Below are 19,832 nucleotides of genomic sequence, written 5' to 3' on the forward strand. Positions count from 1 at the left end.
AGTCTCATGTATCCTGATAACCTTTTGATCAGGGGGGTGAAGCCTTGCTTGCTGGTGAGGTGAATACAGCCTGGCAGTTCCTTCTCAAAGGGTACGGGAGGGTAAAAAACCTCGGCGATCATTCCGTAGCCCTGGCTGCGTCCCTCGTATTGGGTGAGGTATGCCTGGAAAAAGGGGAGTTACGTAGGGCTTTGCGCTACTGTCATCAAGCTCTTGCTCATGTTGATGAAGACCAGGAGATTTTCCGCGCTTCTGGAGAGCCTGGGCAGGCTCTGGATGTGCTTTCGACATGGGAGGTGCATGCCCGCTTCGGCTGGTCAGCAAGAGCGATACGCGCCTGCCGGGCATGGCTCCAACTGGCACAGGGAGATCTCGCCGCGGTAGAACAATGGGCGCAGGAAAAGGGACAGACGTTGGATTTCCAGGCGTCCGAACAGGAGAAAGCGTGCTCGCTCTTGCACCAGCAGGAAGAAGCGCTCGTCCTCGCGCGCTTCTCCATTGCACAAAGGAGAGGGGAAGCCGCATTGAGAGAGTTTGACTCCCTGGAAAGAGAAGGCTCAGGCGCAGGGGCGCCAGCGGAGCGTTCTCAAAATCCAGATCCTGGAGGCACTGGCTCACGCTGCCCGTCAAGAACACAGGATGGCCAGATCCGTTCTCATACAAACACTCAAGCTGGCTCAACCTGAAAACGATCAACGCGTCTTTCTGGACGAAGGTCCGGCAATGGAGGCGTTGTTGAAAACACTGTTGCCGGAACTGCGCGAGGCTGTGCTGATCTCCTACGCGCGGACCCTTCTGCGTGCATTTGCCCAGGAACCAGGTGCTCAGCCAACCCGGGAGGCGCAGCCTCGCGGGGAGAATGTACTCCTCCTGGAGCCACTCAGCGATCAAGAGCAGCGGGTTCTCCGCCTGCTGGCCGCCGGGCGCTCCAATCCAGAGATAGCAAACACCCTGGTGCTTTCGCTCAATACCGTAAAAACTCACGTCCAAAGCCTCTACCGCAAGCTAGATGTTCACAGCCGTATTGAAGCCAGCGAGGCGGCACGGCGCTTCTCTTTGCTCTAATTTCTCCTCCTCCCTCACCCGCTCACAACCACCCCATCGGGCGATCACAACTCACCCGATGGGGCTTTATACTTCAACCATCCTGAACGAAAGGAGGAAGGCGTTGCAGATGCGATGCTCTATCTCTATCGAAGGACATCTGGACACGTCCTGGCAAGAATGGTTTGAGGGACTCGATATTCTTCACGAGGCATCCGGCAAAACGGTGCTGCGCGGATTACTAGTTGATCAAGCGGCACTCTACCGGGTTCTCTTGAAAATTCAAAGTCTTGGGCTCGTTCTGCTTTCCCTTGAGACGAATGAGCAAGCCCTGGACTAGGATGTACAAAACGACGACACGGAAGCTTGTCATGCACCCCAGGGATGCCAAAGAAAGAACCGAGCGCTGGCTTATCGAGCAAGGTATTGCAATATGAATAATACCTTGACAAACATAGTACTATGCCGTATAATCAGCATACGAGGTATCGCAACAAAGGCAACTGGGAGTACGCGAAGGGCGTGCTGGAGAACCTCTTGTAAAGGAAAGGTGTTGGTATGAATGAGAAATTGACCAACTATGTCAACGGCGTGTTTGCTCCCTACGAGGAGGTCAAAAGCGTCGCCGAATTAAAGGCTGATCTGCTCTCCGATGTGCAGGAGCGCTTCCGTGAGCTCAAAGCCGAGGGCAAGGATGATGAAACCGCCTTTGATATGACCATTGAGAGTATCGGCGACATTGAGCAAACCGTCCAGGAGGTCGCCAACCTCTCCCACGCGCTGCAGCGGCAGGTGGCCATCAACTTGAGTGCAAGCCATCTGCCACAGAGCGACTTTGCGGGCGTTGTCGCGCATCAAGGCAATTTTCAAGCGAGTGCCTTGCGCGGCTCGGACTTTACGGGCGCAGACCTCACCGGGAGCTCATTTCGGGGCAGTGATGTCCGTGAAGCCAATTTTGCAGGCGCCAATCTGACCGATTGCGACTTCTCCACCCTTGACCTTCAGGACGCGAACTTCCGTGAAGCCATCCTTGTGCGCACCAACTTCAGCACATCGGGGCTGGTCGGAGCACACTTCATCGGCGTCACGCTGACTGATGTCACCTTGACGAAGACCGACCTGAGAAAAACAACTTTTGAACGCTGTCGCTTTCTCGGCGTGGACTTCAAACATTCCGACCTGAGCGGACAGCGACTTGATGGGCAGACCTTTCTCGGCGTCACGTTTGACCTGCCAGCACTCAAGGATGTTTCGTTTCAGGGAGCGACCCTGAAAAATGTGTCTTTTCGCCCGGTGGGGATCTGGTCTTTGAAGCGTGCCATTCAATCCATTCACTTTGAGGGCGCGATGATGGATAAGGTCACGTATGCCGCGCTCAAAGGCCTGGGAGCTGATGTCTCGAAGGTGGCTGTTCTATCATAAGGAGCGAAGATTGTGCAAAACACTGCAATTCAGGTAAGAGATCTCCAAAAATCATACAAAAAGCTCAATGTCTTAAAGGGCGTGAATTTCAGCGTGGAGCAGGGCAGCATTTTTGCCCTGCTTGGCTCCAACGGCGCGGGCAAGACCACGCTTGTCAAAATCCTCACCACGCTGCTCAAACAGGACGGCGGAACGGCCATCGTCAACGGCTTTGATGTGGCGTCACAGCCAGACCACGTGCGGCAAGCAATCAGTCTGACCGGGCAATTTGCCGCCGTGGATGAGATGTTGACCGGGCAAGAAAATCTGATCATGATCGCCAGGCTCCGACGCCTCAAACAGCCGCGCCAGGTGGCCGACGAGTTGCTGACCCGCTTCGGTTTAATCGATGCTGCCAACCGCAGGGCCTCGACGTATTCAGGCGGGATGCGCCGCAGGCTTGACCTGGCCATGAGCCTGGTGGGAACACCACCGATCCTGTTCCTTGACGAGCCGACCACCGGGCTGGACCCCGAGGCACGCATCGAGATGTGGAAAGTCGTGAAGGAGCTGGCTGATGGGGGCATCACCGTCTTCTTGACCACGCAGTACCTGGACGAGGCGGAACAGCTGGCTGATCGCATTGCCATTCTCCATGAGGGCAAGATTATTGCTAGCGGCACGCTCGCAGAGCTCAAACAGCTGTTTCCCCCTGCTCAAAAGGAGTATGTGGAAAAACAACCGACTCTGGAGGAGATCTTTCTGGCCATCATTGGCAAAAAGGAGGAACACTAAATGGAAGCGATACAGAAACAGGAAACCATACAGAGGCACTTTTTCAGCGATATGAGCGTGATGCTTGGTCGTTCTATGCGCCATATTTTCCGCAGTATGGACACCATTATCACAGTCCTGATCACGCCTATTGCGATGATGTTGCTGTTCGTGTATGTGTTTGGTGGCGCCATTCAAACCGGGACAGGCAATTATGTCAATTACTTATTACCTGGGATTTTACTGATTGCGATTGCGAGCGGGATAGCCTATACGGCGTACCGGTTGTTTAACGATGTGCAAAAGGGGATCATTGAGCGCTTCCGCTCTATGCCGATAGCCCCTTCCACCCTGCTGTGGGGACACGTGCTGACCTCGCTGGTCTCCAACGCGCTTTCGTTGGCGGTTATCATCCTCGTTGCACTGATTATGGGCTTTCGCTCGTCGGCGGGCATTCTGCCATGGCTGGCCGTCGTCGGTATTCTCGCGTTGTTTACGCTGGCGTTAACTTGGCTAGCGGTGATTGCCGGATTGAGCGCCAAATCGATGGAAGGGGCCACCGCCTTTTCGTATCCGCTGATCTTCCTGCCCTTTATCAGCTCGGCGTTTGTGCCGACCAAATCGATGCCACTGGCAGTCCGCGTCTTTGCCGAAAACCAGCCCGTGACGGCGATCGTGAACACCATCCGTGCGTTGCTATATGGACAGCCCGTGTCTCAGGAGATCTGGGTGGCGCTTGCCTGGTGCGTCGGCATTCTGGTGGTGGCCTACATCTTTGCGATGAGGGCCTATCAAAAGCGCGTGTAAACAGAGGGCCTTCTCCGAGGAAAGGCGTTCACACCATCTCTCCTCTTGCTCGACACGTTCAGCACGTCCACATGACAGGGAGCCGACAGAATGTACGCTCGTCTGTAAAGAATGCCCCACGTCTGAGGGCCAGATCTGCTCACGCGCGTGGGGCATGTACCACCAATGAAGTAGAAGAGAATAAAAAGAGAAAGAAGAAGAATTATGCAGAAAAAAATCAATAGAGAAGAGCTCACCGCCTCGTATGACTGGTATCGTCAGATGCGTGAGACACAACCTGTGTTCTTCGACCCGAATATACAGGGATGGCACATCTTCCGCTACGACGATGTGGTACGCGTGATCACTGAGCACGCGACGTTTTCTTCCGAGCAGAACCGCTTTGTGCCAGCCGAGTACCGCGATGTGAACCCGATTAGTTCGAGCATTGTACGCCTGGACCCGCCGCGCCATCACAAGTTGCGCCAGCTCGTGTCGCAAGCCTTCACGCCGCGCATGGTGGCTAACATGGAATCGCGCATCAAGGAGATCACCAGCGGATTGCTCGACCAGGTGCAGGCTGTGGGTGAGATGGATGTAATCAGGGATCTGGCCACTCCTCTGCCTATCACGGTCATTGCGGAGTTGTTGGGGGTTCCCGCAGAGCGGCGTGAGGATTTCAAGCGGTGGTCCGATGCCTTCGTCTCGGGAGACGCGGAAGCGACGGAAGAGGATATGCAGGAAGGCATACAGGCAGCAGGCAGCATGGTCGACTACTTCGCCCAGATCTTTGAGGAGAGGCGTGCTCATCCCCAGGATGACCTGGTGAGCGCGCTGCTGCTGGCTGAAGTGGATGGGGAGCGCCTGAGCAACGAGGAATTGATCGGGTTCTGCGTGCTGCTCCTGGTCGCGGGCAACGAGACCACGACCAATCTGATTGGCAATACCATCCTGTGCCTGGATGAGAATCCAGGAAGTGTGGAACGTCTGCGCGCTAATCGCGACCTGGTGCCCAAGGCTCTTGAAGAGGCACTGCGCTACTACTCGCCGGTCAAACTCGTGCCGCGCTGGGCCGTGACCGAGACGACAATTGGCGATCAGCGCATAGAAGCTGGTCAGTTACTCTTTGCCTGGGTCCCCTCGGCGAATCGTGATGAGGCCCAATTCCCCAATGCCGATCAGTTCACGATCGAGCGTGAGCCGAATCGGCACCTGGGCTTCGGGCGCGGCATCCACTTCTGTCTGGGCGCTCCCCTGGCGCGTTTGGAGGCAAAGATTGCGCTGAACGAGATGCTCGACCGCCTCCCCGGCTCCTGGCACGTGTCCGATGTGCCGCTGTCCCCGATCAAGAGCATGTCTGCGTTTGGGGTGAAGCAGTTGCCCTTGACATGGGAGAAGTAACATAACGTGAGCCCTGGCGAGCAGATCCCTCTCCGATGAGCGATGAATCGATATGTCGTGGGTGACACCAGACTGGTCTCGCCCACGGCTTTTTTGTGTGTTGTCAATCAAAAATGGTTGAGAATGGAGTTTCCTACCAATGGCTTCTCACGAACATGAAATCATTTCACCGCCACTCTGGCGCAATCCTAACTACTTACTGTTACGGCGAGAGCATCTTGACCTGCTCGTCCGTGAACTGGGACATGATTGACCTCCTGGTCAGCTCTGGGAAAGGTCCTTGTGACCGCTTCCGGAAACGGATATTTTAATGGACAAGGCCTGCGTGGAGTCGTCTGAGATGCAGAAACCTTGCGTCTCAGACGACTCTGCAGCGTCCTGATCCTGAGTACATCCACCACATTTTCCTGACACTGTTGCTTCGCGTACTGGTTCTCGGCGCGAACGTGCTGCGATCTGAACTGGTAGTGGCGAAGCCTCTCCCTCCTGGTCGAAAGAGATCTTGAGGAGAGCAATGTACCATCGCCATAATGATATCGTCTGGCGTTCTTTCGTTCAAGGGGAAAAGGGGGAAGAAACTGTTCAGGCCGAGGCGGCGCAGGAAACCGACGCTCAACATTGCCATGATGTTCCCTGGCGTTATTTTCTGCGCGTTTTCTACTTAAGGGCCGGTTGGTGGTGCGCAAAACTCAGGTTGAAATCGCAGCGAGTTTCTCATCCTTTCCCACAAAAACGAAAATTTATGGGGCAATTTATGGATCTTTCGCCCAGAAACAAAAAGATGCTTTCTCTTTCTGGACATGTATTGCTGCTTGGAAATTTTATATGGCAGAAAACGAGTCTTTCTCCCTTTTTCTAGCTTAGCGGGAAAAACGGGAGGAAAAAATGTATGACCCCAAAACAAGAAGAAGCCTGTGGAGTATTCTCCACAGGCTTCTCACCACCACCTCTCATCACCACCCGTTCCGGTTTCTATCAAGAAGAATATGCATGCCTAGCTCTTCCACTTCCCACTTCCCCCAATATCCATCTACCTGGCTCAAGATAGATAGTGGCATACCCATTTGCATCCCTGGTGCCAGTACCTGCGCTACCACCCTTCGCCACGTCCCCATTTTCAGGTATCTGAGCAGAAACAACCCTTACCACATAACCACCGCTACTTCTTATACGAAAACCAGCGCCACTCACGTGGCAAGCGCTATGTGCTCAGGTTTCCGGATAGGTCGTAGCCAAGAAAATCACTACGAGACCAACTACCCCTCTTCCCACTTTACGAAGTCTGGCCGCGTCCCCATGACCGACCACCTGTGCCGCGCTATATGGCCTCCCTTGCACCTGGCGCCCCCTCTCACATTCATTCCCTACACTTCCAGGCTACCCCTACACTACATCATCAAAAGTGATATTAAAAGTCTATATATCACAACGCGCGCAACACAACTCACCACCGAGCGCCTGTCACACCTGCACATCCTCACGCTCCACTCTGACGCTATCTCCCCGGCCATCCCTCAATTACCCCAAGTATTGGTCAGATATTTCACCACCCTACCAAATGACGATAGTATCCACTATTTCACGCGGAGAGAGCTTATGTGCGCATGAGTCACTCACTCACGACCCATTGCACGTTGTAGCGGCCCTCCACGTCATCTATGCTTGTGTCTTTGTGATACTCCTGCTCCCCACCTGGCAACATCACCTCTATCAATTGACTCCAAGCTCACCACTTCCCCCTACCATCTTCCTATCGACCCCACTTACACTTCCTACCTATAGGACCGCTGTCTTGCCTCAAAGGACCAGTCCCCTCCCCTCTTCCACGACTCCCCACCACCAGGAGCAGATCCTTATCCCACTTCAACTTCCACCAGGGGTTTCCTCTTTTCCGTCACGCCAATACTATAACATGAAGTGATGACGAAGCAATGAATTGATAAACGTGTATGATGAATACTATTTCATAGTATTGGCAAAAGCAACGAAAAGAATAATTACAGTTTTTTCATCTTCTGCCAATCCTGGGAGAAACGCTCGACGGCGGCCTCGGACTCCGGGTCTGTGACCATCTCCAGTAATACCTCGGGTGCCACGGTCAGGTCGTGCGCACCGGCCAGGAGCGCGGATGCAGCCTCTAACGGTGTTTTGATGCTGGCCGCGAGGATGCGCGAGGGGAGAGCGGACTGCGTAAGAAGCTGCGCCATGCAATGGATACGCTGGCTGGCGTCAACCCCGGCGCGCGTTAAACGATTATAGTAGGGGATGATATAATCTGCGGGAACCATGGCGGCACTGTAAGTCTGGGCCAGCGAGGTGACGGCGGTAAAGGCGATGCACCATCCCTGCTGCTTAAGCTGCCGGGCAACACGCATGCCGCTCTGTGTCAGCGGAATCTTCGGGACGACTCGCTCGGGGCCGGCGTTGATATACGTAAGTGCCTCACGTAGCATCTCTTCAGCCACGCTTGCTCCTGGCTGGATAAAAATAGTCTCGCCGGGTAGCTGGCGCAGAAGTTCTTCCAGGAGAGCCTGGGGGGTCAGGGTTTGACCGCGTTGGCGTGCGGTGAGCATCAACGTTGGGTTAGTCGTCACTCCCGCTATGGGGACGACTCGCGCAACGGCTATAATATCATCGAGAAAAGCACTATCAATGTAAAGGGCCATAGCTATGAAACTCCAATCTTCTTTACTTGATGCAACCGTTCGCCTCGCGGGGCATGAGTCTGTACTTGTCCTTAATTCCGCGCTCGATCCCTATGTGCGCCGCCTGGTAGAGGGGCGTCAAACACAGCAGATCCAGGATGTGCGCTTGGTTCTCGCTGAAGATTCGATTGCCAATGCTGAGGCCAGCATGTATATCGCTCCTGAGCGCGTGCAGCATGTGGCTTTTCATGATTATATCTTATCTCACGACGCGGGCGAGGTAGAGGTTGCGCTGTTGAATCTTCTCTACCAGCCATCTAACGCCTGGATGATCTATGGTGTGCGCGTCGCGGCCCACGCGCTACGCAAAGGCGGCAGACTCTACGTGGCCGGCGCGAAGGAGCGAGGAATTCTGACCATTGGCAAGCATATGCAGGCGATTTTTGGCAACTGTGAGACCCTGGAAATTAGCAAGGGGCAACGTGTGCTCTGTTCGGTGAAGGAGGACGATACACTCTCCAGTGAGAAGGCTTCTGAGGTGTTGAAGGTCTTCGCGGAGAATCAACTAGATGAGGGGACGCGCCTGCTGCTAGATGCGCTAGAGGTGAAGCCCACTGACCAGGCTCTTGACCTGGGGTGTGGCGCGGGTTTTATTGGCCTGCATATCGCGCGTCTTGCAACTAGGGGCCGGGTCACAATGGTGGACGTGAGCCTGGCGGCGGTGGCGACCTCTCGGCAACAGGCCGCTGAGCAGGGCTTGACCAATATCCGTATCCTGCCCAGTGATGGCGCGCGCGCGGTCTATACAGAGCAGTTCGATCTCGTGGCAACGAATCCCCCCTTTCATCAGGGGGCCTGCAAACGACTGAGATTGCTGAGCGTTTTATCCGCGAGTCCGCGCATATTTTGCGTCCCACGGGACGCCTCTACCTGGTTGCCAATCGCTTTTTGAAATATGAGCCTGTGCTACGCGCACATTTTCACGCCTTCGAGGAGGTTGGCGGTAATACCAAATTTAAAGTGTTGCATGCGCATGGCTTACGCACGCGCTAAGCGAGTGCTACCAGGGCTGTGAAGATGCCTCGCAAAGACGAACGCGCGTATACTAAAAATATCCTTTTCGATGAGGTACAATACAATAACATATTATGCAAACGCAACGTCAGTGGCTCATAGGTGTAGGTGGTGTGGTGCTGGCTTGCCGAAGGCAAGCCAGCACCACACCACCTACACCAAAAGAAGCGCCGCAGGCGCTGAGAAGTGGTGGGGCCAGGGTCCAAGAGGAGTGTGGGTGGAAGGTGAGATAAGCTTAACACTGGAGTTGAGCGCGGAAAGTCTGTTGATGGTGAGCGTCTTTGTGCAGTTCGGCTTTGGAGCTTGCTGCTCATTACCTTTAGAGAATGAGGATAGAGATGATCAAGCCGCGCAGTTCTTTTGTTGACACCGATATTATTCGCCTACACTACCTGGAATGGGATCCGGCACAACTGAACACGGCTCAGGAGCAGAGCCAGGAATGGGATAACGATAATATTCCCCTGATACTGCTGCATGGGCTGGGCGCGACTGCCGATACCTGGCACCTGGTAGCTGGACGGCTCTACAAGCACTCTCCGGTCATCGCCTTTGACCTGCGGGGCCATGGCTTAAGTGAGCAGCCGGAGACGGGTTATGACCTGGTGAATATCGCCGAGGATGTGGTACATGGTATGGCGGCCTTGGGCCTGGGGCAGGTCGCCCTGGTCGGGCATGGCTGGGGGGGACGTGTGGCCCTGGCCCTGGCCGCGCGCCATCCCGCGCTTATCAGCCATCTTGTGCTCGTCGATTGCCCGCATGTCGAACCGCGCTATTGGCCTGGAATGACGCGGGAGCGCTTTTTACGTGGGCGAGGTGACCAGGAACGCTCGCTCTCCTGGAACGATTTTGTGCGCGAGATGCGTGAGGAGATGGATGATTTCTGGACGCCAGACATTGAGGCCATCGTGCATACCTATGTGCGCGAGAATCCGGATGGCAGTGTTGAAGAGCGCCTGGGACTTGAGCAGCAGCGGCAAATTCGCGCCTCGCTCTGGGATGATCGCGCCCTGGACTACTATGGCAAGCTGACTTGCCCGGTCCTGTTGATACCCGCGGCGGCCCAGCCTCGGCAGGGCGAGGATCCGCCTGAGCGCCTGGAAAGCGCGAACGAATTTGCTGCCGCCAAGGGCTATATGGCCTCTCAGGTGGCACGCGTCATCTCGCGCTGCTCGGTGCTCTGGATGCCGCACACCGCGCACGATATTCAATTGCATCGGCCAGATATTCTCTCACAGGCGATCATTGACTTTATGGCTGAGTAGTTTATTTTTCGCAAGAGGAAGTGCGATGAGCATGGCATTCGCCGTGTTCATCGCACTTCCTCTTGCGAAAATACACTGGTAGAAAAGGTAGGTCTGGTTATGGCGAGAGTTATTTATCTCAATGGAAACATATATACGATGGATGCGGCGCAACCGCGCGCGCAGGCTATGGCGATTGACCTGGCCAGTGGGCGCATTCTCGCTGTGGGCAGCGATGACGAGGTACGTCGCCTGGCTGATATGCAGAGCGAAATGGTTGACCTGCGTGGCAAGACCGTTTTGCCAGGCTTTATCGATGCGCATATTCACCTCATGAGCGCCGCCTATCGCGCGCATCATATCGACGCGGAGATGTGTACCAGCGAAGACGAGGTAGCCGAACTCGTGCGCCAACGCGCGCAACAGACCCCACCTGGACGCTGGATTCAGGGCGGGCGCTGGGATAAAAATACCTGGACGGGCAACAGCGCGGGCCGCTTCCCCACAAAGGCTTCGCTTGACGCGGTAGCCCCCATCATCCTGTCGTGCTCTGGAGCAAGGATGGACATCTGCTCTGGGTCAACTCTCTGGCCCTCCAGCGCGCAGGCATTACCGCCGAGACACCAGAGCCAGAGACAGGCGCCATCTTGCGTGACGGATCGGGCGAGCCAACGGGTGTCTTGCAGGAGGAGGGTGCCACGGAACTGGTGTATCGCGTAGTCGAGCACTCGGACCCCGAACTGGATCGCCTGCTGATAGAGCGCGCCTTGAGCCAGGCCCAGCGCTATGGTATCACCACCGTGCATAATATCGAAGGCGAGAATACCTTGCAGCTCTTCCAGCAGTTGCGCAGCGAGAATAAACTTGGTGTGCGTGTGCAGATGATTCTTCCACGCCAGATGTTGCCGCAACTGCGCGAGTATGGCATCAGCATGGAGAAGAATGACCTGGTAGGGGTCAGCGGCATCAAGATTTTCGCCGATGGAACGCTGGGTTCGCAGACCGCAGCCATGCTAGAAGGCTTTGAAGGCAATCCCAACAATCGAGGCATCCTCTCAATTCCCGAGCAAGAGATGCAGGATGTCGTGCGTGACGCTACGGCTATGGGCTTGACAGTCGCTATTCATGCTATTGGCGACCGGGCGGCGCGTGTCGCGCTCAACTCGATTGAATATGCTCAGCAGTGGGCGCAGCGCGAGGGTCTCTCGCCCCAGGCATCGGCGCTCCGCTATCGCCTTGAGCATGTGCAGTTGATCGCGCCCGAGGACCTGGAGCGGATGAAACGCCTGGGCGTGGTTGCCTCCATTCAACCCTATCACGCCGTCGCCGACCGGGATCTGGCGGTACGCTATTGGGGCAAGCGTCACAAGCGCGCCTATGCCTATCGTACTATGCGTGCCATGGGAATTCCCATTGCCCTGGGCTCTGACGCGCCTGTCGAGACATATGATCCGCTCAGTATTCTCTACGCGGCGACTGTTAGAAGCGATCCCTTTAGTCAGCGACCATCCTGGTTGCCGGACCAGGCGCTTGACATACGAGATGCGCTCTGGGCCTATACCTTAGGTGCAGCCTATGCTGCGGGCGAGGAGCAAGTGAAAGGATCGTTGACAAGAGGCAAGTTGGGAGATGCTATTGTCCTGCGCGACGATATCCTCGCAGTACCGCAACAAAAAATGCCTGAGAACGGCGTCGCAGCCACGATCTTTGGGGGCCATATCGTGTACGGGCGCATCTAGAGCGGGGTTAAGGCGTTTTGGTTTGTATAGTCCTTTTGGCCTATGCTTCACAGTGTTTCAAGCTGTGCCAGGATATGCATATGCTAATATACACATCAATGAACAGCACATTGACTGTAAGCACCAATACAGTGCTCGCGGGTGACGGGCCCGCGCATTAGCAATGTAGTATATGGAGGCAAACGCACATGCAGAAGTATTACCAAAAGGCTTGGCAATACTGTAAACAGCACCAGACAACAAGTATCCTTGCAGGACATGTTGTTATCCTGACCGTACTTACGATAGCGCTGCTTACGACGGGCTTCATCGGCTCTATATCTAGCGCGTTCGCTGCTTCCTACTGTGGAAGCAATGACCAGACGTACATTGTCAAATCGGGTGACACTCTCACTCAGATTGCGAGTCAGTATGGTACTAACTTTAGCAAACTTGCTGACTACAACAAATTGACAAATCCAAATGTAATTTATGTTAACCAGCATATTTGTGTTCCTAAAAACGGGTCTACAACCACGACCTCGGATAATGGCTCAACCACAACGGTTCAGACCAGCACCACAGGTTACACAGCTCCTTTAAGTAAGGGAACTGGCAACTATTTTGCCTATCCTCAGTGCACATGGTGGGCGACTGAGCGCTACCATCAGCTTCATGGTATTTATGTGCCCTGGACCACCAACGCGAACGCCTATCAGTGGGTTGACCGCGCTCATCAGTTCGGCTGGCGCGTCTCCTACACCCCTGTAAAGGGCGCGGTTGTTGTCATGCAGCCTTATGTGCAGGGTGCGGGTAGCCTGGGCCACGTGGCCATCGTTGAGAGCATCAACGCCAATGGTACCTTCACCGCCAGCAACATGAACTGGGGTGCCAACCCTTATTCGGTGGCCTACACCACTCTCACTCCTGGCTCGGGCATTGCCTTCGTCTACTAAATTAAATAGTTCTTGTAGAGACAGAGAAGCGGTAAGCTTTCAGCTTACCGCTTCTCTGTCTCTACAAGAACTTGACCGGATAGGTCGATGAGCATGTGAGAAAGCTCGCCTTCTTTTCGCACAATGCCTTTTTTACCTCTTTGCCGCCGCAGGCGACAAAAAAAACTGCACATCGGATTCATTAGATCAAGTATAGGATAATAGATAGAGGGGAGGGATATAGGTGTGATGATACGCTAATACTAATGGCGTTGAATCCACTAAGGTGGTATGATATGCTACGCAAAGACGGATAGTAGCGTTTATTTTGGTAGTATAGTCGCCATTTCCACACGAAAGACTAAACAGCTAGCGGTTTAGAGAGGAACCGAGGGGAAAGTAATGACTTCAGCCTCGACCTGGGGAAACTCCGAATTTCATAGTGAAACGACCTATTCTGCATCCCTCATACGAAAACTGTTGCAGCAGATGATGGTGCAGTTTAATGCGCATGGAGCTTGCATCGCCCTGTATGACGAGAGCGAGAATCAGATGTGCATTACATATCATATACGCGTGCGCAATGTCGCATCCCTGGCTTCGGGCCAGCTACTGGAGCCTGGTGTGGCCAATATGCGCGTTCCCAGACGACGTGTGACGCTCCAGCTTCAGCGTGATGAATCCGAGGAGCTGCATCGAGGTGAGGAGTTTGATCTTCCCGAGGTAGAAGATGTTACGCCTCAACAGAGCGAGCTTTTTGCCGTAGGCGAGTGTTATACACGAGGGCAGGATGCCATTGGCCGGGTGTGGCAGCGCAATGAAGCCTTTCTCATGACCCATGATGAGTACCTCTCGATCTTTCATCGCAGCTATGGTCATATTCCCCAGGTAGATGTAACGCCCAGTGCCTACCTTGCCGTGCCCGTACAGGAAGTGAACACTATTGAGCTTCCTGAGAGCCAGAATCCACAGCCGCAGACGCTGGGTATCATCGTGCTCTACCAGTTAGAACATACTGGCGGCGCGGTCTTTCAGGCACGCCAGCGCCATGAAGCGCTGCAATACGCTGAACGTGTAGCGTTGTATCTCCAGAATGATCGTTTGCAGCGCGCGCAGAGGCGGACTGGCGAGTACTTGCAGCGCTTGCAGGATATCAGTACCGCTTTCCCCACGAATGTTAAGCTTTATGATCTTATTGAAGATATTTATCGCTTTGCCTCGCAGATGGTAGATGTCTCGTCGCTCCAGTTGACTCTCTATGATCGCGATACCGTCTGCCTCTATGATGTCTTTGCCATTGAGAATGGGCAGCGGTGCGAAGAACTGCTGACAAATCCTACGGTCTCGACCAAAGAGGCGCGCCCCATATGGTGGGATGTCGCCCAGGTACAGAAGGAGAGCCTGCAATTCTCGCCCGCGCAAGAGCCAGCCCTGGTTGAGCGCTATGGCGAGCTCTTGCGGGGAGCCTGGGGCGATCAGAGCCAGGCCGAATCTTTCGTCTTTCTCCCGATGAAGATGTTTAATCGCGTTACGGGTTCGTTAAGTCTGGCGAGCCCCCGGACGGGCGCCTACCCTTCGCAGGAAGTTCAGGTCCTGGAGACCATGATCCAGATCGTGACTGTGAGCATCGAGAATGCCAAGCTTTATGAGCGAGATCGGCACCTCTTGCGCGATGCCAAGCAACGCGAGGCACAGCTGGCCGCCATTAATAGTACCTTACAGACCATTACCTCGGTGCTGGACATCAACGAACTCTTGAATGGCTTTGTGGAGAAGGTCGCGAGCCTGGTCGATGTCGAGTTATGCGTCTTCTTCCAGCTCTCACTCACGCATGAAGAGCTGGTCGCCGAGGCCATGTATGGCCGCCCGAGTGTCAGTCTGCTTGACGATGGAAGTGGGCGGCCCGCCATTGAGCCGCCGCACAATAAGGAAGAGCATGAGGCGCTGACACGTATGATCCGCCTCCCCTTCCGGGAGACCTTTCTGGAGCCGCAGATACGCGATGAAGCTTTCTTCTATCTCAATTCAGAGCGTATTGAAGAACTGGCCCAACATAGTAACGAAGGGGGCATCTTCTTCCTGCACGCCATCCCGGCGCAACAGCTCCTGATGATCCCTATGTTCTACCAGGAGGACTTTATCGGCTTACTCTCAGTCTCGTTGCCCAAAGAGGGGCGAACCTTTAAGCCGAAGGATGTTGGAATGTTGCTGGCGATCTGTGCTCAGGCCGCGAGTGCCATTCGCAATGCTCAGTTGTTCTCTGAGCGCGAAGAGGCCTATGCCGAGCTACAGCGTATGGATAAGCTGAAGGACGAATTTCTGGTCACAGCCTCGCATGAGTTACGTACCCCGATGAGCGCTATTATTGGGTATTCCAGTCTGCTCAAGCGTCAGAGTTCGCGCATTGGTCCATCGGATATTCTGCGCTTCGCGACCAAGATCAGTACCGCCGCGCAGCAATTGCACGACCTGGTCGAGAACATGACCGAGGCAGCGAAGATGGGCGCGGTTGATAAGAAGCTCGAGCTGAGGCTTGAGGTGGTGCAGGTGCGCTCCGTGGCTGAGATGGCGGCGAGCACGCTGCTCTTGAGCATTGAACAACGCATTAAGCTCCCTATTGATGAGCGTCTGTGGGTCAGGGCCGATGCTGTCCATCTGCGCCAGGTAGTTCAAAATCTCCTGGATAATGCGTCAAAGTACTCGCCAGCGAAGAGTGAGATCGTCGTAACAGCGGAAGAAGATATTCTCTCACATGTCGCGGAGAAGCTTCCCGAGGGTTCAATTGACCATATGACCATTGTCGAGCAGGGGAACGCTCCCGTCATCGTCATCCAGGTGCGTGACCAGGGAGAAGGCATCTTGCCAGAAGATCAGCAGCGCATTTTTGATAAATTTGTGCGTGCGCCACGCTCGTTGACAACCCCGGTGCGCGGTTCGGGCTTAGGCTTGTATATCTCCCGGCGCTATGTTGAGGCCATGGGAGGCAAGCTCTGGTTGGAGAGTAGTGGGCTCAATGAAGGTTCTGTTTTCGCTTTTTATCTACTACAGGTAGAGCCGCCAGCCGAAGCAGGAGAATAACATGCAGGTGCAGAAGAAGCCGCAGGAGATCCTGATTGTAGACGACGACCCTATTATTCGCGATATGATGGTGGATATTCTCAGTTTTGAAGGCTATCCTATTGTGATTGCGCGCAATGGGCGTGAGGCCCTGGAGAAGATGCTTCAGGGACATGCTTATCTCGTATTTCTTGATATGCTCATGCCCATTATGGATGGACGTGAGGTATGCCTGGAACTGGCGCGCCAGCCAGATATACGTATGCGCCACGCCATCGTCTTAATGTCCGCCCTGGACAACCTCTTAGATACCATTCCCTTGCAAGTGGATGCGACGATGCCCAAACCCTTCTCCGTTGATGATGTTTTGCGCATCGTTGAGCCATTTATGCGTGCATAGCAGATACATAAAGTTTTAAGGTGTTATTTGTATGAAGTTGCTAAAAAATAGGAAAATCGGCACTCACGAATTATTGTTTGTGGGATTGCTGGTGCTAGCATTTGTGATCCGCCTGGGTTTAATAAGCCAGGGATGGCCAGCAACAAATAGTGATGAAGGTACGATTGGTCTAATGGGGTTGCACATCGCGTTTAATGGTGAGCATCCCACCTTTTATTATGGTCAGTATTACATGGGACCACACCAGGCCTATGTTGCCGCCCTACTCTTTCGCCTCTTTGGTCCCTCGCTTTTTATGCTGCGTTTCGGTCTGTTACTGATCTTCACGCTCTTTCTGATTAGTACCTATTTGCTGACCCGCCTCGTCTATAGCAAGGGTTGGGCGCTGTTCTGCCTCTTTTTCCTGGGAACTGGCTCGTCATTCATAATGGCGCGGGAATTATCAGCAATCGGCGGCTACACAGAGACACTGCTCTTTGGCTCGCTCCTCTTCTTGCTGGCGGGCTGGCTCGTTATTTCTTATCGTCCATATCAGCGCTTGCGTGAGTGTCGCTGGCGTATTGTCGTTTACCTGGCCTGGGGGATAATCGCGGGGACAAGTCTCTGGGATGACCTGCTTAGTGCTCCTTTTGTCTTAATGGCGGGCCTGCTCCTCGTGGTCTTTTGCTGGCGCGAGCTGCTGCAACTCATTACGCCCCTGGCCGCGCTCATTGGTCTGCTGGTAGGGGCATTCCCCATGCTCTACTACAACCTGCATGCTGCCCCTGGCGAGGATTCGCTCTCCGTGCTCAATAACTTGCGCGGCAATGGGATAATGACAACGCAAGTAAAAATTCTGGCGGTCAAACATGCCATCGATATTAGCGTTCCTATGATGACGGGAGAGCCTTTTTGCCAGGCCAACGAATTAGCCGCACTGGGGCCAACCACCTCGTATGCACGAGGTTGCACACTGATTCGGGAAGCCTGGGGCTATAGCTATATGCTGCTCCTGGGGATTGCGATTCTCCTGGCACTCTGGGGTCTGTGGGGGGCTTGGAGAGAGTGGCGTGGTAATCGCCAGGTCGAGCTGGAAGCGGCTGCGCTGGAATCTACCCATTGGCTGCGTCGTCAGGTCATTCACCTGGCATTGTTGATCAGCGCGGTTATTACCTTTTACCTCTATGCCTTTAGTAGCGCGCCCATTGACTGGCCGGGTATTCATGCCCGCTATCTGATCGGTTTCCTGGTGGCGACTCCCGCCATCTTCTGGCCTCTCTGGCAAGGTTTTATCTCTGTTCAAGCACGGTTACGTACGCTGGTGCAGGTCCGACGCGTCGTTTGCGGCGCTCTGCTAGCACTGGTAGGCGCTCTACTGGTCGTTGGATCAGTGGATGCATACACTGAAGCGCCCGCGATCAGCGCGAATAATGCCCGCGATATGGCCTTGATTAATACTTTGTTGAGCCACCGTGTTAGCCATATCTACAGTGACTACTGGACATGCAACAAAATTATGTTTTTGAGCAATGAGCGCGTCATCTGCGCGGTGGTGAATGACCAGCTACAGGATAGCCATAATCGCTATCATCGCTACTATGATGTAGTGAGCGCAGATCCGAAGGCAGCCTATGTCTTCCCCATTGATATTGGTTATGTGAAAAAGGACGGCGATCAATATACTCTTCCCATCGTCGATGAGTATGCGCCGAGGAGAGGTTTTACTTATCAAATCATTGCCATTAATGGATATGTGCTGGACCTGACTCAGTAAGCTCTTAACTTGATGCGTATTGCTCGGGTTTATGCGCATCCTTCACTGTGTCTGTGGATGATGATGATATAGCGGCAGGCGGTTCCTCCTGGTGAGGAGCCGCCTGCTTTTTTGTGGTCTTGGTCAGGCGCGTGCCAAGCTGAATAAAGGGGCGCTCAACGGCGACGAAGAGCAGGAAGACCAAGGGAATAACAAAGATGGCGAACCAGCCCCAGTAGACGGCGTAGCGCAACAAGGCTGGCCACTCGGGATGCCGAGCCACAAAGCTGGTGGGAAGGCGCACCAGATTCAAGTGCCACATATAGAGGCCATACGAAAGCAGGCCAAGCCAGCGGAGCGGCGTCCACTCAAAGGGACGTTTTAGCCAGCTTCGACCAAAGAGAATCGCCAGAATGAGCAAGCCATAGCCAATGCCATACCCCAGTTCAGCATAGGTCGCGTAATTCGCTGGCGTGAACACAAATTGCGTGAAGAATGGAAAGGCCTGGGGTGCTGATTGCGCAAATTTCCAGGCGAACATCGCTAACTGCCACAGGAGCGCGAACACGAAAAGCACAGGGCTCAAGCGGCTCAGCCAGCTTGCTAATATACTGGAAGAGTGGGCTCCCCCCTTTCCAGGCATGCTTTGAGTGTAGATATAGAGCGTACTTACCAGCATGCCCATGGCGAAATCCTCCAGAAATTTGCCATGGAGTCCAGCCACAGGTGCGCCAAAACCAAAGAAGAGAAAAAGGTTAATCAACCAGCTCGTGAGGGGTGTGGTGGCGATCTGTGGATTAGCCACCAGGTAGATGCCCAGCCAGCGCGAAAAGACGCCCCAGGCAGCCAGTATGCATAGTGAGCCTATAATCCATCCCAGGCGTATACGGGGATTGCCTGAGCGCTGTGAGCAGCGCTCGACCAGGAAGGCAATCCCTAGCGCGATGAAGGGCAAGATCAGGTAAAACTGCCACTCTACCGCTAATGTCCAGAAGGGACCGTTGATCTGCTTATAGGCATCGGCTGAGGAGTCAATAAAGAGAAACAGAAAAGAGAGCAGGCCCTGCCAATGATGGATGCTAAGATAATCCGGGCGAAAGAGCAGGATCATTAAGAGCAGCGAGACATAGTAAGCGGGCAGGATACGGAAGATACGCCGCAGGTAGAAACGCTTCCACGAGGGTTGAGGTTTGCGCCAGAGAATGGCACTTGCGAAGGGCATAAAGAGCAGAAAACCTGAGAGGACAAAGAAGAGATTGACCCCTGTATCGCCCGCGAAAGCTACAGCCGAAAAGAGGGGATTGAATTGCGAGGCTGTCCATAAAGGCACATCTCGCGTCGTAATCAATGAGAGATGGAAGGCTACGACAATCAAACAGGCAATGGCGCGTACCCCGTCCAGCGCGGCAATGGTATTCTGCTTATGGTTGGCCTGTTTCCCCTCTAGAAGATAACCAATATACGGAAAAATACGTTTCCAGAATAGTATCGTACGTGGTTCTAACGCTTTCTGTGCCTGCATCGAAAATCCTTTAAAGCTATCCGTACCTCTGACCTTAGCCGCTCTATGTACAAACGGACAAGGGGCGGCACACGCAACTACCATAGGACCAAGTGTGAA

Annotated in this window: 16 protein-coding genes and 1 pseudogene; 15 read left to right on the forward strand and 2 right to left on the reverse strand. The window is 54.1% G+C overall.

Translation table 11 applies throughout. The features are described 5' to 3' along the window. The first annotated feature begins 191 nt into the window (after positions 1-191). From JMJ04_RS46475 to JMJ04_RS10235, 8 genes are all read left to right on the forward strand, one after another. Positions 192-686, forward strand: coding sequence for a hypothetical protein (locus JMJ04_RS46475; protein ID WP_236038188.1), 495 nt, complete (start codon positions 192-194; stop codon positions 684-686). Further along, the gene (locus JMJ04_RS10205; protein ID WP_236038143.1) at positions 601-1,065 is read left to right on the forward strand and encodes a helix-turn-helix transcriptional regulator; all 465 of its coding nucleotides are present in this window, start codon (positions 601-603) and stop codon (positions 1,063-1,065) included. The genes JMJ04_RS46475 and JMJ04_RS10205 overlap by 86 nt, the downstream gene beginning before the upstream one ends. Positions 1,066-1,174: 109 nt before the next feature. Next, positions 1,175-1,384 carry a hypothetical protein gene (locus tag JMJ04_RS10210; protein ID WP_201370403.1) on the forward strand — a complete coding sequence of 70 codons (210 nt, stop codon included), beginning with the start codon at positions 1,175-1,177 and terminating at the stop codon, positions 1,382-1,384. 218 nt (positions 1,385-1,602) lie between these two features. After that, on the forward strand, positions 1,603-2,466 hold the full coding sequence (locus tag JMJ04_RS10215; protein WP_201370404.1) for a pentapeptide repeat-containing protein: 864 nt from the start codon (positions 1,603-1,605) through the stop codon (positions 2,464-2,466). Between the two features lie 12 nt (positions 2,467-2,478). Further along, on the forward strand, positions 2,479-3,240 hold the full coding sequence (locus tag JMJ04_RS10220) for an ABC transporter ATP-binding protein (RefSeq protein ID WP_201370405.1): 762 nt from the start codon (positions 2,479-2,481) through the stop codon (positions 3,238-3,240). Next, a complete protein-coding gene (locus JMJ04_RS10225) occupies positions 3,241-4,026 on the forward strand; it encodes an ABC transporter permease (protein ID WP_201370406.1) in 786 nt (261 codons plus the stop codon). A 204-nt stretch (positions 4,027-4,230) separates the two neighbouring features. Beyond that, entirely contained in the window at positions 4,231-5,406 is a 1,176-nt protein-coding gene (locus JMJ04_RS10230) for a cytochrome P450 (RefSeq protein WP_201370407.1), read from the forward strand. Positions 5,407-5,920: 514 nt separating this feature from the next. Beyond that, positions 5,921-6,265 carry a hypothetical protein gene (locus JMJ04_RS10235; protein WP_201370408.1) on the forward strand — a complete coding sequence of 115 codons (345 nt, stop codon included), beginning with the start codon at positions 5,921-5,923 and terminating at the stop codon, positions 6,263-6,265. Positions 6,266-7,403: 1,138 nt separating this feature from the next. On the opposite strand, the gene JMJ04_RS10240 is transcribed toward JMJ04_RS10235, so the two are convergent. Continuing rightward, the gene (locus JMJ04_RS10240) at positions 7,404-8,072 is read right to left on the reverse strand and encodes a transaldolase family protein (RefSeq protein WP_201370409.1); all 669 of its coding nucleotides are present in this window, start codon (positions 8,070-8,072) and stop codon (positions 7,404-7,406) included. A gap of 4 nt (positions 8,073-8,076) precedes the next feature. Here JMJ04_RS10240 and JMJ04_RS10245 point away from each other — a divergent pair, with 4 nt between their 5' ends. The 7 genes and pseudogenes from JMJ04_RS10245 to JMJ04_RS10280 all read left to right on the forward strand — a co-directional run bounded on the left by JMJ04_RS10245 (position 8,077) and on the right by JMJ04_RS10280 (position 18,232). Further along, positions 8,077-9,003 carry a methyltransferase gene (locus JMJ04_RS10245; RefSeq protein ID WP_201370410.1) on the forward strand — a complete coding sequence of 309 codons (927 nt, stop codon included), beginning with the start codon at positions 8,077-8,079 and terminating at the stop codon, positions 9,001-9,003. A 460-nt stretch (positions 9,004-9,463) separates the two neighbouring features. After that, entirely contained in the window at positions 9,464-10,390 is a 927-nt protein-coding gene (locus tag JMJ04_RS10250; protein WP_201370411.1) for an alpha/beta fold hydrolase, read from the forward strand. Between the two features lie 252 nt (positions 10,391-10,642). After that, positions 10,643-12,108: pseudogene (locus tag JMJ04_RS10260) on the forward strand (amidohydrolase). Positions 12,109-12,296: 188 nt separating this feature from the next. After that, positions 12,297-13,043 carry a COG3942 and LysM peptidoglycan-binding domain-containing protein gene (locus JMJ04_RS10265; RefSeq protein WP_201370413.1) on the forward strand — a complete coding sequence of 249 codons (747 nt, stop codon included), beginning with the start codon at positions 12,297-12,299 and terminating at the stop codon, positions 13,041-13,043. A gap of 381 nt (positions 13,044-13,424) precedes the next feature. Then, entirely contained in the window at positions 13,425-16,100 is a 2,676-nt protein-coding gene (locus tag JMJ04_RS10270) for a GAF domain-containing sensor histidine kinase (protein WP_201370414.1), read from the forward strand. Between the two features lies 1 nt (position 16,101). After that, on the forward strand, positions 16,102-16,479 hold the full coding sequence (locus JMJ04_RS10275; RefSeq protein ID WP_201370415.1) for a response regulator transcription factor: 378 nt from the start codon (positions 16,102-16,104) through the stop codon (positions 16,477-16,479). 31 nt (positions 16,480-16,510) lie between these two features. Beyond that, positions 16,511-18,232, forward strand: a complete 1,722-nt coding sequence (locus tag JMJ04_RS10280; protein WP_201370416.1) for a hypothetical protein — start codon at positions 16,511-16,513, stop codon at positions 18,230-18,232. A 4-nt stretch (positions 18,233-18,236) separates the two neighbouring features. Here the strand turns inward: JMJ04_RS10280 and JMJ04_RS10285 are convergent, their stop codons facing one another. Then, positions 18,237-19,733, reverse strand: a complete 1,497-nt coding sequence (locus JMJ04_RS10285) for an acyltransferase family protein (protein WP_201370417.1) — start codon at positions 19,731-19,733, stop codon at positions 18,237-18,239. Between the last annotated feature and the right edge of the window lie 99 nt (positions 19,734-19,832).

Source organism: Ktedonobacter robiniae, assembly GCF_016587375.1.
In the GTDB taxonomy this organism is placed as follows: domain Bacteria; phylum Chloroflexota; class Ktedonobacteria; order Ktedonobacterales; family Ktedonobacteraceae; genus Ktedonobacter; species Ktedonobacter robiniae.